The organism is Ruminococcus sp. AF31-8BH (genome assembly GCF_003460605.1).
GTDB lineage: Bacteria > Bacillota > Clostridia > Lachnospirales > Lachnospiraceae > Blautia_A > Blautia_A acetigignens.
The window spans coordinates 68,748-84,346 of record NZ_QTVN01000001.1 but is presented as its reverse complement, the minus strand read 5'-3'; the positions used below and the strand labels follow the sequence as shown (position 1 = coordinate 84,346).

The following is a 15,599-nucleotide window of genomic DNA, read 5'->3' as shown; positions in this document are numbered from 1 at the left end:
TAATGCTCCTTTCATTTTTGGTAATAAAATAACCGTCCATAATGAACGGCTGAAAATAGAAAAGGAACGTCATTTTAGGCGTTCCATAGTCTATGAGTTATTCAATTTTTCTTGTTTCAATACTGATGTGCTGTACCATATCTTTGCATATCTAGGAAAACTTGCGTATCAAGGCTCATTCAATGGTAGTAAATAAGTAGTAAATTGATGTGTTTGTTTCCTTGAAAATGCTGATAGATACTGTGTTTTAGCGGATAATCAGATTTTTATTGTGTTTTTAATGAAAAAAATGAAGAAATGGATGGAATTGTACTGTTTGGGCAGATATGTTATACTTGAAAAAAGTTGTGTAGGAAGGGAGCCTTAGCATGATATTGTATCACGGCAGTAATGTTGAAGTAAGAGAACCGAAGATTATTGTTTCCAACAGAACACTCGATTTTGGTGCTGGATTTTATACAACATCGAATAAAGAACAGGCCGAAAAATGGTCGAAGACACAAACACTTAGACGTAGAAAAGGAACCCCTATTGTTTCATGCTATGAATTTAATGAGGATAAAATTAAAAATTTGTCAGTTTTAAAATTTGAGTCACCAGATATTGAATGGCTGAGATATGTAACTGATAATAGAAAAGCTATTTATAGTGGACCGAAATATGATATTGTTATTGGGCCAGTGGCAAATGATAACACAATGCCAGTAATAAATGATTATATGGCAGGAACTATAAATGAAGAAACTGCATTAATCCTGCTGAAACCGCAGAAACTGGCAGATCAGTTTGCTTTTTTGACCTGGAAGGGTCTTTCGGCATTAAAATACCTGGAGGGAAATGAATATGGAAAAAAGAACTAAGCCATCAATTCTTCAAAATTTTGACTGTGAAGTAACCGCTTTAATAGCTCAAAACAGAGGAATTTCTCAGACAGAAGCGCTTAGAAGATTCCTTAATTCTAAAACTCATGAAATGTTGGAAGATGATGATATGAAACTATGGTATTTCAGTCCTCTGGCGGTATATGACATTTGGGAAGCGGAGGAAGCAACTGGAGATCCTGGAAATTCTCTTTATTTGAGGGGGGATGAAATTTGAGTAAGGAATTTAGATTTTTCACATATCTGCTGGAAAGTTATGCACAGTATAAAGGAACAACTGCGGCTGAAGTACTGCGGATACTGGATGAGAAGAAGCTTACGGATTTTGTGTATAATATGTATGAAATATATCATACAGAAGCAATTGAAAATGCATATATGGACATCGATAGCCTGATTGCTACAGGTAAAACTGCGTGGTAATTGATAGAGTGGGAAAGGTACTTTTCTGTAAAAAGAAAGGTACCTTTTTTGCTTAAGGTTATGTCAGAAAACTGCAAGGTTATGCGATATCGGTTGAAAGGGTCTGATTTTTCATATGCCGCGTTGTCGTCAATCACCGTAGCCGCCGCTACGCCTCATTCCTCCGCCTTGCATATGAGAAAATCATTCTGCGTCAATATAGCAGATACTTAATTTTCGATGTACTAGATATATTTTGAATACACAATATAGTGAAATTTTACATATAAAATTCCTGTCAAATTTCAGTTTGCGTACAAATATGCGCACTTTGCGTATAAAATAAGCATTTCACTGTGAAAATGCTACAATACGAACTAAATAAGATGAGAAAGACAGCCAAATAACGGGTGCCCTCTCATCTAAAAGAACATGTAAGCGCAGTTCCCAAAAGGCTGCGCAGGCAAAATGTATGCAACAAAGTATCACAAAAACGAGGAGGAAAATTCATGAGTATGAAACGAGTGCTCGCTGCATTCATGGGCGTTACCCTTATGGTGGGAAACGGTCCGGTGAGTGTGATGGCAGCAGATGTGGCAGCCGAATCATTCGCAGAAACCGCAATTGTAAATCTGGAAACCCAGGGACGCACCAACCCAATTGGCGTGGATGCCCAGCAGCCTGCTTTTTCCTGGCAGATGCAGTCGGGAGAGATTGGCGCAGCCCAGAAATCTTACCAGATCGTAGTACAGGATCCGGAAGGAAATGTAGTATGGGATTCCGGTGTAGTGGAAAGCAGTAAATCCAACGAGATTGAATACGAAGGAAGCGGGCTGACTCCGGCAACAAAATACAGCTGGACGGTAACCGTAACCGACAACAATGACAACACCATCCAGTCTGAGAATGCAACCTTTGAAACAGGTCTGTTGGATACTTCCACAGCTTCCTGGGATGGAGCGAAGTGGATCGGTGCAGGCGAACTTCAGCTTGATGCCGCATCCAAGGCAGTATTCAATATTACCGCAGATGTACAGGTAGCAGAAGGCAGCAACGCAGCTTCCTTTATTCTTGGCGCAGACGATTTCCGTCTGGAAAACAAGGTATTCAACAGTGAAATGCAGGAAGGCGAGAACTACGTTCGCGTAGAGCTTGATCTGTCCGGTGTTGATGCAAACGGCGGAGCTAAGATCAATGCTTACCGCATGGGCTATGCAAAAGATGACGATCCGTCCACTCCATTTTTCACCATTGAGGATGACGAAGATCTGAATACCCTGATTACAGATAAGAACAAAAACGAAGCGCACACCATCAACATCTTCTGTACCGCAAGTACACTGACTATTACCGTAGACGGTACAAAAGTGGGCGATGATATCCTGGTTAATACCATGGAAAATGGAAATACATTCCCGAACCTGAATTCCGTAGGTTTTGCAGCAAATGCAGGCGACACTGCCACATTTACAAATTACAAAATTGAAAACGGCGGAAGATATGCAACCGGAACCCTTCTGGACGCAGAAACCGGTGCAACCTATTCTATTTTTGACGGAATGGACGGCGTAACTGTAGATGGAAATACAATTACTGTAAATGGCGGTGACGCAGGTGTTCTTGGATATGCAGATCCCTCCTATGCGGCAGCACCTATGGTGCGTACCGATTTCGAAGCAAAATCCGAGATCGAGTCTGCAAGACTTTACCTGACCGCACAGGGTATCTATGATTTCTATATTAACGGACAGGAAGTGGCACCAGATGAATGGTTCAATCCAGGCTCCACAGAGTACGATTCCATTCTGGCATACAACTCTTATGACGTTACCGATTACCTTCAGACCGGGGAAAACGCAATGGGTGCAATCCTTGGCGAGGGCTGGTGGACAGGAATGACCACATTTGAATGCCTGAATAATAACTATTATGGCGATCAGCCAGCCCTTATGGCAAAACTGGTTGTCAACTATACAGACGGCTCCAGTGACGTCGTTGTAACCGATGACGGCAGCTGGACCTACTACAACGATGGCCCGGTACGTCTGGCATCTCTTTTCCAGGGAGAAAGATACGACGCTACCAAAGAGGCAGCAGTAGAAGGCTGGACAGAGGCTGGATATGATGACTCTGCATGGACAGCTTCCTCTGAAATCGAGACAAGAAAACAGTTTGCAGATTATCAGCTGGTTTCCCGCTATGACGATCCGGTTCACGTAATCCGTACCAATGATGTAAAAGAAGCTCTTGGCGAAACCAAAGAAGGCTCCGATTCCTATATCTACGACATGGGCGAAAATGTTTCCGGTGTTCCGGTTATCACAATTCCTGAAGAGTATGCAAAACCAGGCGAGACCTTAACCGTTCGTTTTGCTGAGATTCTTTATCCGGAGCTGGATGAGTACACCAGCGAAGGCGTTGACGGAATGCTGATGGTTGAGAACTACCGTACCGCGATGGTAACCGATTTCTATACTATGAAAGAGGGCGAGAACGTATTTTCACCGGATCTTACCTTCCACGGATATCGTTACATTGAGATCACAGGCCTTGATGAGGAGCTTCCGGCAGACTGCATCAAGATGCAGGTACTTTCCTCGCTGGATGCAAGCGCTGAGTATGAGTCCTCCAATGAGCTGACCAACCAGCTGTTTACAAACATCACAAACTCCACAACCAGCAACTACATTTCCATTCCAACAGACTGCCCGCAGCGTGACGAGCGTATGGGATGGACCGGAGATGCGCAGATTTATGCACTGTCTGGTTCCTATGTAGCCGATACTTACAACTTCATGCGCCAGTGGATGGATACTGTTCGCGCGGACTGCGGTGAGACCGGAATGTCTTCCCAGTATTGCCCGGCATTTGTAACTTATGATCTGGAAGCAGATGACAAGATCCCGCACAACGGACAGAGCTTTGGTATTACCTGGAACTGCCTGGTTGTAACTATTCCTTACAACCTGTATATGCAGACAGGAAAACTTGACATTGTAAAAGACAACATTGATAACATTTATGCATACGTAGATCACCTTGCTTCTACTCCAATGACCTACAAGGATGAGAACGGTGATAAGCAGGAAGATGCAAGACTGACTGGTGAGACTGGTACACTTTGTGATCACCTTTCCAGAATTCCCACTGACGGCGTAATGCTTGGAAATGTTCTTTATATTAACTGTCTGGATCAGGCAGCAGTACTTGCCGATGCTATGGGTGATACAGAAAAAGCACAGAGCTATCGTGAGGCAGCTGCAACTGCAAGAGAAGCATGGAATGAATTCTTCATTGACCCGGATACCGGAAAAACAAAGAACACCAAGGGTGAGATCCAGGATACCCAGGCTTCCTATGCAACACCTCTTCGTTTCCATGTAGTAAGCGATGAGAATCTGGAAAAAGTTCTGGAAAATTATAATGCTTCCATTGCAGAAGCATCTGGTGAGGACAGTGACGGAATGCCGATTGTTCCTTATACTCTGACAACTGGATTTAATGCAACCGGAAACCTGCTGAATGCACTTTCCGATTACGGTTTGAACGACACTGCTTACAAGCTGTTTGAGTCTACTGATTATGCTTCCTGGCTGTATCCGGTAACTCAGGGCGCAACCAGCATCTGGGAGCGTTGGAACGGATATACCAACGAGCTTGGCTTCAACGGAAACAACAGCATGAACTCCTTCAACCACTATTCACTTGGTGCAGTTTATGAGTGGATGGTTGCTTACCAGCTTGGAATCAAAGCTGATGAGTTACAGCCAGGATATCAGCACTTTATCCTGCAGCCTACTGTTGGCGGTGATTTCACAGAGGCAAAGGGAAGCTATGATTCCGTATATGGAACCATCAAGAGCGGCTGGACCGCAGCTGACGGTGTGATGACATCTTACGATGTAACCGTTCCTGCAAACACCTCCGCAACCTTATACCTGCCAGTATCCGGTGACGTAACAGCCTGCGACGGCGTAACCATAATGGGTGCTGCACAGCACAATTCAATCGAAACACAGCAGATGGAATTAGTTGCCGGAACCTACCACTTTGAAGTGGCAGACGGCAATGTAACGGTAACTGCTGCATAATCAATCATCATTGTTATGAAATGCTTTTTACTGAAGCGTTTTATAAAATATATGCAATAACTGTTATCATAGATAAAGTCCTCCAATTTTATTATGATACGGAACATGCGGAATCTTAAAATGCTGCCAGATTCCGTATGCGAAAAGGCCAGTACGGAGATTATTCTGATCCAGTACTGGCCTTTTTTGTTGCATTCTATTGAAAACTTTCTCTTGCTAAATTGTGAAAGTTTGTTAGAATATGTATAAAATAATTTGCGTAATTACAATTTACGAGAAAGTATGCTCTTTGGAGCGAGGTGACAAGTATGGTTACATTAAACGATTATTTATATTCCGGTGATACGGTTTTAAAGATTCTGCAGAAATATACGGAGGATCTGCGCAGGGAGGCCAAGGAGAACCATAATGAAATTGATCTGGTACACAGTAACTTTCTGCTTCAGATTACAGAACTTCTGGAGCATAATGATTTCCTGACTGCTCAGTCTCAGAAGATACGTGAATTTTATAAATATATGGCACATGAATATCCGTTTCTGGCGTTTACTTTTAAGGGAAGAATTAAATCCCTGATTCGGGCGGAAGAGAAATTTAACGGGTATATTGTGGAATATATTTATAATTATTACCGGGAAAATGGAACCTATCCGCCTGTGTCTGAGCTGAAAAACAAGCTGAGCTGTTTCCGTGACTTTATTGCATACAGGATTGTAGTCTGTCTGCCAAGATGTCATCTGAAACCGGGAGAAGACCAGGAGCAGGCTTCTATCCGCTATCTTTATAAGATTGCAAACGTGCTTCCGGGATTCCTGGAAGAGAGAGGGTTTACTGCGGAGTCTGCCCAGGGAGTGAAGCTGAGTACATCACCTTTGCTGGATGAAGAGGTGAAGCCATACTACAGAGATTATATCTGTGGTACCAGTGAATACGGTTATCAGTCCTTACATATTACTTTCTACGATAACAGCTCGAGGTCCTATATGGAAGTGCAGTTGCGTACCCAGAAAATGGATGATATTGCGGAAATCGGTCCGGCGAACCATTTAGGTTACGAGAAACGCCAGCAAGATGAACGCGCCCGAAGAGATGTAATCCCGGAAGGGGAATGCGTCTATTTCGATGAAGCCTACGAACGCGGCATGCGCCTTCTCCAGCTGGAACTTGCCGACCTGGACGTAAACATGTTCTCCGCCGTCAACAACAGTCTCATCAACGACGGCTGCGGACTGTTCCGCGGCAGGTTGATCTTGCCCTATGAGCATTTGTCAAGGTTTCAGAATGATGTGATAGATTAAAAGATAAGGAAAGCGAAAATCCTCTTTGCAGTTGTGGGTAAATTGCAGAGAGGATTTTTTTTAAGAAATACTGCATTCTATGCGACGGATGATAAAATTTTGCGTGATATATGATGAAAAACAAAATATACAGGAGCATTGGAAAGAAAATCACGGAATGGATGATGCACAGATTGTAGATTTATATTTTGCCAGAGATGAAAGTGCGATTACAGAGACAAAAAACAAGTATCAAAATATGTGCTTCTTGATTGCGCATAACATTTTATATAACCGGGAAGATTCAGAAGAATGTGTGAATGATACGTGGCTTTTTACATGGAATAGTATTCCTCCGAAAAGGCCTTCTATATTAGCTCCTTTTGTTTCAAAGATTACGAGAAATACCGCAATTGACCGATATCGCAAAAGAAATGCACAAAAGCGAATGAATTCTCACATGGAAAATATTGCAGGAGAGGTAGAGAAGTTAGGAAGTGTAATTTCTTCAGAAATTGATGCGTATTTGCGAAGGAAAGAAATTGTAGAAATTTTCAATGACTTTTTGCAGGGGCTCTCTGAACGTGACAGGGATATTTTTATACGACGTTACTGGTACATGGATTCTATAAAGAAAATCGCAAACAGACACAGATGTGGGGAAAGCAAAATAAAATCAGTTTTGGCACGCAGCAGGAAAAAACTTTACGCTTTGTTGAAGGAGGCTGGCTATGCAGGATAACAAGGGTTGGGATTTTCTGGAGGTATTTGCGGATGTTAATGAAAATTACATCTATCAGGCTTCAAAACCCTGGAGAGAAAATAAAACCATAGTGTTCAGAAAATATATGAGGTTTGCGGTTGCCCGTGTTGTGATAATAATTGCAGTGGCAATAGGAGCAACACATAAGAATGAGGTCAAAGCTGCCTGGAATAAAATGACTTCTTTAATTAGCAGGATATTAGGCAGTACAGAAGATGCGGATGATTATGTAAAACAAATTCAGAAAACGATTCGAAAGAACGGGATTGCAGTATCTTTAGAGGAAGTGGCGATGGATCATGAGAATTTGTGGATTGCTTATTCTTTGAGCAATGAGAGCGGTGATAATGATATATCCATGAACAGTGCCGAGGCCGTAATCGATGGGAAAAATTTAGCACTGGAGGGGCAGTATTCGTTTAATACTAATTCGAAAGCTGATGATGCAGTCTCTAAAAGTTATGTGGCAAAATTTTACCGAAATGATTTGTCTGGTTCACAGAAAATTGATATAACGATTGGTACATTTAAAACGGAAGATGATCAGATTGAGAAGAAGGATGAATACATTTTTTCCTTTACTGCTACGCTGGAAACCTTAGCCGTAGATACGAAGGAAATACCCATTAAGGAATCCATGCAGCTGCAAAATGGGAAAAACATTGCTATTTCAAAAATTAAATATAATATTTTTGGCGGAACAATTTATGGTGAATTGCCAGATATGGCAGAAAATGATGAATTCTTGATCCGCGGAGAAGATGATCTTGGAAATGAACTGGTTTTTGAACTGAATTCATATCGAAATCCAGATCTTGTATTTGATCTGACAGATTCCGGAATTTCTCCAAATGCGAAACAGATAACTTTGCAGTTATATTATTATGCAGACGATGCTGGAAACCAATTTGTATATCAGGATGGGGATGATGAATTTTATGTAGAAGAATCTTCCAGTGAGTATGGAGAAAATGAAAATCCGGAGGATAGAGCAGTTCCGGTTGGAGATGGGTTTATGATAGATTTGCAAGAGTAGACTAATAGGAATAGAAGACAGCCATCAGTGAAAAATAGCTGGTAGCTGGCTATATATTTTTAATTTGATTACAAATCATCTCATAGAGCATTGCGTTCCTAAAACAAAAATGATATTATATAAATGCAAACAATAAAATAGATATTCTTAAAACTTTCTAAAGTCATTGAACTGGCCTTGGTTTTGTGATACTCTGGTACTACATTTCAGGAACTCTGTATTTTTCTTATGCCGTTCGGCAGCAAATTCCTGTAAGTAGTATAAAGTGAAAGAAGGTGAAGGCCTTTGGGGCTAAAGACCAGGGAATGCAAGAATATCTGGCAGACCATGAGCGATTTGCGGATCTGATTAATGGAACTGTATTTGCAGGGAAGCAGATTATTGAGGCTCAGTATCTGAAAGAAGTACAGAGGAAAAAACGGGTATCAGTAGCGGATACTGCTGATCTGGTAAATTTACAAAAGAAAAACAGTTCTTCTCAAAATGGAACGAAGAGAATTTATCTGGAAAGGGAGCGTGATTTTTTACGGCTTTATGATAAGCCTGGCTGTAGATTCCTGATTGCATGTGAAGTGGAATCCAGTGCTGATTATGAAATGCCGGTACGCTGTCTTACTTATGATGGAGTCGAATATACGAATCAGTTAAAAGCACGCAAGCAAAAAGATGATTCTGAAAAAAATCATGAACGTCAACCATTGATTCCAGTTTTTCATCTGGTAGTTTATCTGGGCGAGAAACGTTGGATCAGCAAACAGCATTTACAGGAAATGATGAAAATTCCTGAAGAAGTGAAGAAATTTTCAGGACAGCTTCCTGAATATGATATTGGCTTAGTTGACATTCATGAGCAGAATCCAGATTTGTTCCATACGGAATGGAAAGAAATCTTTAAGATTATGAACCATAGCCGGAAGAAGGAAGAACTGAGAAAGTACATAGAAGATCATAAAGAAGAAATACAAAAGTTAAGCGTGGAAACCAGGTGGTTTCTGGGGATTTTGTTGGAGCAGTATACGATTGTGGATGAAAGAGTTATGGAGGTGAAGGACATGTGTGAAGCATGGGACGGTGCGGTAAAATTGCAGGCGCAGATAGAGGGTAGGGTGATTGCTCAGGAACTGGCGCCTAAAATGGCGGAAGAGATGGCGGCTAAAATGGCGGAAGAGATGGCGGCTAAAATAGCGAAAGATATGGCGGCTGATATGGCTCCGAAAATGGCAGAAGAGATGGCTGGAGAAATGGCGGAAGAAATAGTTGAAAAGCGTCTCAAAGAGCATAAGCAACGTTTAAAAAGAAAAGAAAAAGAAAGAAATAAAAAAGTTGTTTATAACATGTTCGCGAAGGGTTATCCGCAGGAAGAAATATCCGAGGTTTTGAATCTGCCATTTTCAAAGGTGAAGAAATGGTGCAAAAATTTCAGTAAAGACGCTGCAGTAGAAATGGCATAAACATTGGGTGAGTCTCTTTACAGTTTGAAAGATAGCTGTAAAGGGACTTTTCTTTATTTCTTGAAACGGAACGTGGGAAATAATCACCGTAATTATGCAATATGTCCATGTAAACTATCCATACACGATAAAAAAACAGCATATTGCGTTAAAAAGATGCAGAAGCGTGGAAAAATGTTATTATTTTCGATAAGATATTATGGAAGAAGTGTGGGAATATTTGGGGATTGGAGGAGGAAAAATGCTTCGCATTGCGATTGTAGAAGATAACGATACAGACAGAGAAATAATAACAGATGCTTTGGGACGGTTTGAGACAGAGGAGAATGAGCATTTTAGTATAACGGAGTTTCATGATGCCATGGATTTTCTGGAACAGCGGAAAATGGACTTCCAGATGGTATTTATGGACATTCAGATGCCGTACATGGACGGGCTTGAGGCGGCGCGGAAATTCCGGGAGAGAAACACAGAGGCAGTGCTGGTTTTTGTGACAAGCATGGCACAGTATGCGGTTCACGGCTATGAGGTGGATGCTATGGATTACATTGTAAAGCCCCTTAACTATTTCAGCTTCAGCTTGAAAATGAAACGGGCGGTAAAGCAAATCTATTCCCGTGAAAAACAGCAGTTCATCATCAACACCAGAAACGGCCTTGTGAAAACCTCTATAGACGAAATCAAATACGTGGAAGTACTGGGCCACAAAGTAATCTATCATCTTGAGGAAAAGGATGTGGAAGCCTATGGCAGCATGAAAAAGGTAATGGAAGAACTTCCAAACAACACATTTGCATTATGCAACAACTGCTATTATGTAAACCTATATTACGTGACTTCTGTGGAAGGTTATCTGGTAAGCATTGGGGAAATCCAGCTGCAGATCAGCCATCCCAGGAAGAAAAGCTTTATGAAAGCCCTGAATGATTATGTAGGAGGATGCAGCGCATGAACATATGGGAGATTGTCTGGAAATGTGAACTTACCTTTGAATTACTGCTGTTCAGTTTCCTGATGTGCCGTAATTTTGCCAGAAAACCGCTGTTCTGGATAAGAGCGGCTGCCGGAAGCGGAATCTGTCTGTTTGGAACGCTGCTCTTTGTAAGCAATACCAAAACCATGTGGGAAAGTATCCCGGGAATCATAATCATGTTTCTTCTGAGCATGCTGACCATGGTATTTTGCTATGAAAATTCTGTGAGGGAAATCTTTTTCGTCAGTGTGGCGGCGTACAGTACCCAGATTATTTTGTACAGCGTGTTTATTCTGTTACAGACTTTTCTGAACATAAACGATGGGATTGCATTTATTCTGCTTTATGTAGTGTTGCTGGCAGTGGCCGTATATATGGTACTGCATTTTATGGAAAAGAGAATCGATGAAACGGAGCATGTAACCGTTCACCCGGGTTTCCTCTTGCTGCTTTTGGTAACAGCAGGGCTGATTGATACGGTGTTTAAGTTTTATATGGTAGACCATATGCTTGGCGTGGAGACAAAAGAGATTTTCGCTGCGTGGAAAATTTTTTCCATGGTTGCCTGTCTGCTGCTTCTGATGGTACAGTTTGGTACTTTGAAGCGCAATTCCATTTCTGCCCAGAAGCAGCAGCTGGAAGATCTGCTCTATCAGAAACAGCAGCAATATGAGCTTTCCAGAAAAAATATGGAACTGATCAATATCAAATGCCATGATCTGAAGCATTGGTTCAAGCGTCTGCAAAGTCTGTCTGGAAGTGCCTACGAAAAAGAGGCGAAGGAAATCCAGAAAGCACTGGCAATTTATGATTCTATGTTTCAGACGGGAAACAAGATTCTGGATACCATTCTTACAGAAAAGAAACTCTACTGTGAATATAACAAAATTAACATGACCTGTATCGCAGAGGGAGAAAAACTGGATTTTTTATCAGAAAGTGAGCTTTGTTCCCTGTTTGGAAATATTGTGGACAATGCGGTGACTGCTGTTTCCCATCTGGAAGAGGAAGAGAAACGGACAATCAATATTCTGGTGCGTACCCGGGGAAATTTCCTGTCCATTCATGAGGAAAATTATTATGAGGGAGAATTGAAAAAATCTGGCGATGGTTTTGAGACAACCAAGAAAGATAAAGAGCATCACGGTTTTGGTCTGAAGAGCATTAAGATGATTACGGAAAATCATCACGGAAATATGTCCGTGACAGCGGAGGACGGAGTGTTCAATATTAATATTTTGATTCCCCTGCCAAGCATGGAAAAATGAGCAGCGTGGCGTGCGTAAATGTTTATGCACGCTATATTTTTACTGGTCGGATGAAAGGCACTTGCATGAATGAAGATTATGACGGAAAAATGCAAGGTTATGCAAGTATGGTAGCAAACTGCCAGTAAGGATGATAAACTTTTTCATAATAAGTCAACGAATTTGGAGGAATGAGAGATGTTTAAGAAGAAAGTATTATTGGCACTTGGTATGGCAGCAGTATTAAGCACAGGCTGTGCAGCAACATCTGTTTGGGCAGAAGAGAATGCAGATGTGCAGGCAGAGACGGAAAGTACAGATACAGAAGAAAATTCTGAAGCAGAAGGCGAAGCAGAGGAAGCAAATCAAGAAATAGAGGAAGGCTACACCACCGAACTGGATGGCTGCACAAAAGTGGTTTCCTGGTGTAAAAATGGAGACAACAATATTTACGGACAGTTTTATTATCCAGCTGATTTTGACGAAAACCAGACTTATCCGGTGGTCATTATGAGTCACGGAATCGGCTCCACTTCCCAAATGATGGAGCGTGCGAAATGGCCGGAAAAAGCAGCACAGGACGGCTATGTGGTTTATACCTTTGATTTCTGCGGCGGTTCCCAGAATGGAAACAGCGATATGGATTTTATGGACATGACGGTTATGACAGAGAAGTCTGATTTAAGCGCAGTTATGGATTTTGTGAAATCAAAGGATTATGTGGATCAGGATCATCTGTTCCTTCTTGGACAGAGCCAGGGCGGACTTGTCAGTGCGCTGACAGCGGCAGACCGTGCGGATGATGTGGCGGCTATGATCCTAGTTTATCCGGCACTTTGCATTGCGGACAATGCAAAGGAGACCTATGCATCTGCAGAAGATATTCCAGAAGGCGAGGCGGAGATGCCAGTTGGAACGGTTGGCTCTGAATATGTGAAGGCAGTTTATGATTTAGATGTTTATGGAACCATCAGTGCGTATGACGGAGATGTTATGCTAATTCACGGAATTAATGACAGCCTGGTTCCATATAGCTATTCTGAAAAAGCACTGGAAGAGTCTTATACAAGTGAAGGCTCTGTTCTGGTTCCGATATATGGAAAGCGTTCTACTCATGGATTTGAGATGAACTTCGAAGAGGGAAGGGATTATGCGGAAACGGTAGGCTTGGAATTCCTGGATGCTCACTTAGAGGAAAAATAATCTCAGATTGAATTGCTGGAAATAAAATATGGGGTGCTCTTATCGAGTGCCCATTTTTTAAAAGGAGGAGAAAAGTGAAAAGGAAAAAATTTGAGGCCGCAGCTATGGCAGCAATTCTGGCTGCCATGTCTTTGAATGGATCACTGATACACGTAAGTGCAGCAGAAAATAACGGAAGTGAGGACGACTTTGCCAATCAGATTGCAGCGGAATTTTCCCAGCCGGAAATGAAATATAAACCTTATGCCCGCTGGTGGCTGGCAGAAGGTTCTCATACAGATGAGACTTTGCGGGAATCTGTGCAGGAACTTTATGACGATGGTTATGGCGGAATTGAGTTTGTAACTCTGGATGAGTCCCAGTATTTGGACAAGGAAACCTACGCGTGGGGTTCTCCAGAGTGGATTCATGACACGAAAGTGATTATTGAGGAATGCAACCGTCTTGGGATGAGCGTAAGCATGACAAGCGGAACCCACTGGTCCACAGCCAACCTGATTTCCATTACACCGGATGAGGAAGCGGCATCTCAGGAGCTTGGGGTATCTCCAAGAGTGGAGTACAAGGAGGCAAATACAAAGCTTCTTCCGGTTATGAGAAGTGCAGAGGATGCAGATTATCTCTATCTTTATCACTACATGTATGAGGATGAGGAAAACTACGAGGGCGAAATTTCACTGGATGGAATTTATGAGCCTTATGTGATCGACACCTGGAGCGGAAACGTGGAAAAGGTTCAGGGCGTCAGCTATGAAGATGGCAGAACTGTGCTGCATGTGGAGGCGGCACCTGGAGAGACGATGGTGTTTGCGCTGAAGCATGGGGATGACGGAGAAAACTCTGTGGAGCAGATTGAGGCAGAGAATTCTGGAGAAGGAACAAGAAATGAAGCAAAAGACATTGCAGATACGAAATCAGAAGTTGAGAAGAATGTTTCGAAAAATGCAGCTGGTGCAAAAGAGAAAGAAGGCAATGAAGCAGTAGATGAACTGCAGGAAAAAAGTTCTATCAATAATGTACTTACACTGAGTAACTGGAACCTTACCATAGATTCTTACGAGCCTGGCGAGAAAGTAACCCGCACCGAGGAAAACGAGGATACCGGAGTTACCACAACAGAAGCTGCTTACACAACCAATCACGTAGAAATAGACGTCGGAACCTTGGCTGAGCTGGTTTCATGGAAAGATATAGAGTCTGTTGGTGAAACTGTGTCTGGTATTGGAACCTACACCACTACATTTGAACTTCCAGATGAATGGCAGATTGCAGAAAATACTGAAGCCAGCGAAGGCGACACAGAATCAGCTTCTTCAGAAGCTGCCAAAACGAACTCAGGCAAAATTGAATTCCAGGCCGACAGCTTCCAGGGCGGAACCGCCGCTATCTGGATCAACGACACCAAAGTCCCGGTCAACATGGACCGCCGCACCGCTGACCTCACTGCCTACATACAGCCCGGTGAAAATACCATTACCGTGCGCGTGACCAGCTCCCTTCGCAACATTATGATCACCCAGGGCTACGACGGCTGGATCTTCGGCACCCCAGACCCAGATGATTATGGAATGACTGGGGAAACGAAACTTGTGTATACAAAATAAAATCTATATAGAAGATATAAGTCAAAAGGCATTACAGGAAGCGAAAATCCTGCAATGCCTTTTCAAATACTGATTATTTCTCCGGGAACATTTTGCCGAAGAGGAAGCGGATAAGGGGACCGCAGTACATGAGCTGCCAGAAGAAAGCAACTGGGAAGTTCATGAAGGTTGTCTGGAACCATACGGCAACGAACTGGGAACCTGCGTTTTTGAATAAGATTGTGGCAATCAGGCTCATGACCGGGCACATGATGCAGATGATCATAATGGAAATTGCTGCTGTGATTGCAAATGGTCTGTCCTTTGGTGTGACGATGCGGAAGGCAAGTTTATGAGCAAGGTTGTCCACAATAAAGAATTCCAGCACAAATGCAACCGGCCACATGATTTTCATTTCACCGAAGGCCATCAGGAATACCTGGTTGCTCATTCCGCCGATGTTCAGGGAAATGTTGTAGCAGATCATGGCGTAAACCATGAGAAAGGACATCATCAGGGTAAAGATTACATTTTGAAACTTTGTTTTTGGCATAAAATTTTTCTCCTTTTTTGAATTTTGAGTACAAAAAAGACACATGTGTTGTTCGTTATCAAGCGTACACTTGTGTCGTTTCCAATTTTATACCAGAGCTAATTTGTTATGAAGTTGTTTACCGAGTGATTATTATACC

Annotated in this window: 13 protein-coding genes; 12 read left to right on the top strand and 1 reads right to left on the bottom strand. The window is 42.3% G+C overall.

From position 1 onward, the window contains the following. The first annotated feature begins 368 nt into the window (after window positions 1-368). The 12 genes from DWZ38_RS00340 (at window position 369) to DWZ38_RS00285 (ending at window position 14,928) form a co-directional block, all read left to right on the top strand. Window positions 369-860 (top strand): DUF3990 domain-containing protein, encoded by a 492-nt coding sequence (locus DWZ38_RS00340; RefSeq protein WP_021924836.1) that lies wholly within the window; start codon window positions 369-371, stop codon window positions 858-860. Next, entirely contained in the window at window positions 844-1,098 is a 255-nt protein-coding gene (locus DWZ38_RS00335; protein WP_021924837.1) for a hypothetical protein, read from the top strand. Before DWZ38_RS00340 ends, DWZ38_RS00335 begins: the two co-directional genes overlap by 17 nt. After that, the gene (locus DWZ38_RS00330) at window positions 1,095-1,304 is read left to right on the top strand and encodes a DUF3791 domain-containing protein (RefSeq protein ID WP_021924838.1); all 210 of its coding nucleotides are present in this window, start codon (window positions 1,095-1,097) and stop codon (window positions 1,302-1,304) included. The genes DWZ38_RS00335 and DWZ38_RS00330 overlap by 4 nt, the downstream gene beginning before the upstream one ends. A 488-nt stretch (window positions 1,305-1,792) precedes the next feature. Beyond that, entirely contained in the window at window positions 1,793-5,374 is a 3,582-nt protein-coding gene (locus DWZ38_RS00325; RefSeq protein WP_117849386.1) for a family 78 glycoside hydrolase catalytic domain, read from the top strand. Between the two features lie 308 nt (window positions 5,375-5,682). After that, the gene (locus tag DWZ38_RS00320) at window positions 5,683-6,672 is read left to right on the top strand and encodes a guanosine polyphosphate pyrophosphohydrolase (protein ID WP_117849385.1); all 990 of its coding nucleotides are present in this window, start codon (window positions 5,683-5,685) and stop codon (window positions 6,670-6,672) included. 103 nt (window positions 6,673-6,775) lie between these two features. Continuing rightward, window positions 6,776-7,393, top strand: a complete 618-nt coding sequence (locus tag DWZ38_RS00315) for an RNA polymerase sigma factor (RefSeq protein WP_317259467.1) — start codon at window positions 6,776-6,778, stop codon at window positions 7,391-7,393. Further along, on the top strand, window positions 7,383-8,450 hold the full coding sequence (locus DWZ38_RS00310; RefSeq protein ID WP_117849384.1) for a DUF4179 domain-containing protein: 1,068 nt from the start codon (window positions 7,383-7,385) through the stop codon (window positions 8,448-8,450). Before DWZ38_RS00315 ends, DWZ38_RS00310 begins: the two co-directional genes overlap by 11 nt. A 305-nt stretch (window positions 8,451-8,755) precedes the next feature. Beyond that, window positions 8,756-9,901 carry an Rpn family recombination-promoting nuclease/putative transposase gene (locus tag DWZ38_RS00305; protein ID WP_178105234.1) on the top strand — a complete coding sequence of 382 codons (1,146 nt, stop codon included), beginning with the start codon at window positions 8,756-8,758 and terminating at the stop codon, window positions 9,899-9,901. A 199-nt stretch (window positions 9,902-10,100) separates the two neighbouring features. Beyond that, window positions 10,101-10,853 carry a LytTR family DNA-binding domain-containing protein gene (locus DWZ38_RS00300; protein ID WP_117849382.1) on the top strand — a complete coding sequence of 251 codons (753 nt, stop codon included), beginning with the start codon at window positions 10,101-10,103 and terminating at the stop codon, window positions 10,851-10,853. After that, entirely contained in the window at window positions 10,850-12,142 is a 1,293-nt protein-coding gene (locus DWZ38_RS00295) for an ATP-binding protein (protein ID WP_021924846.1), read from the top strand. The genes DWZ38_RS00300 and DWZ38_RS00295 overlap by 4 nt, the downstream gene beginning before the upstream one ends. Window positions 12,143-12,319: 177 nt before the next feature. Further along, complete coding sequence (locus DWZ38_RS00290; RefSeq protein WP_117849380.1) at window positions 12,320-13,324, top strand: alpha/beta fold hydrolase; 1,005 nt, start codon at window positions 12,320-12,322, stop codon at window positions 13,322-13,324. Between the two features lie 74 nt (window positions 13,325-13,398). After that, window positions 13,399-14,928: a hypothetical protein gene (locus DWZ38_RS00285; protein WP_117849379.1), complete on the top strand. Its 1,530-nt coding sequence runs from the start codon at window positions 13,399-13,401 to the stop codon at window positions 14,926-14,928. Window positions 14,929-15,001: 73 nt separating this feature from the next. Here DWZ38_RS00285 and DWZ38_RS00280 read toward each other — a convergent pair whose 3' ends face one another. Continuing rightward, complete coding sequence (locus DWZ38_RS00280) at window positions 15,002-15,460, bottom strand: DUF2798 domain-containing protein (RefSeq protein WP_021924850.1); 459 nt, start codon at window positions 15,458-15,460, stop codon at window positions 15,002-15,004. Window positions 15,461-15,599: the final 139 nt, after the last annotated feature.

Bases quoted from the DNA above. Each gene is read 5' to 3' on its own strand.
- DWZ38_RS00340 (WP_021924836.1), top strand. From the start codon at position 369: ATGATATTGTATCACGGCAGTAATGTTGAAGTAAGAGAACCGAAGATT.
- DWZ38_RS00335 (WP_021924837.1), top strand. From the start codon at position 844: ATGGAAAAAAGAACTAAGCCATCAATTCTTCAAAATTTTGACTGTGAA.
- DWZ38_RS00325 (WP_117849386.1), top strand. From the start codon at position 1,793: ATGAGTATGAAACGAGTGCTCGCTGCATTCATGGGCGTTACCCTTATG.
- DWZ38_RS00320 (WP_117849385.1), top strand. From the start codon at position 5,683: ATGGTTACATTAAACGATTATTTATATTCCGGTGATACGGTTTTAAAG.
- DWZ38_RS00310 (WP_117849384.1), top strand. From the start codon at position 7,383: ATGCAGGATAACAAGGGTTGGGATTTTCTGGAGGTATTTGCGGATGTT.
- DWZ38_RS00305 (WP_178105234.1), top strand. From the start codon at position 8,756: ATGCAAGAATATCTGGCAGACCATGAGCGATTTGCGGATCTGATTAAT.
- DWZ38_RS00300 (WP_117849382.1), top strand. From the start codon at position 10,101: ATGGAAGAAGTGTGGGAATATTTGGGGATTGGAGGAGGAAAAATGCTT.
- DWZ38_RS00295 (WP_021924846.1), top strand. From the start codon at position 10,850: ATGAACATATGGGAGATTGTCTGGAAATGTGAACTTACCTTTGAATTA.
- DWZ38_RS00290 (WP_117849380.1), top strand. From the start codon at position 12,320: ATGTTTAAGAAGAAAGTATTATTGGCACTTGGTATGGCAGCAGTATTA.
- DWZ38_RS00280 (WP_021924850.1), bottom strand. From the start codon at position 15,460: ATGCCAAAAACAAAGTTTCAAAATGTAATCTTTACCCTGATGATGTCC.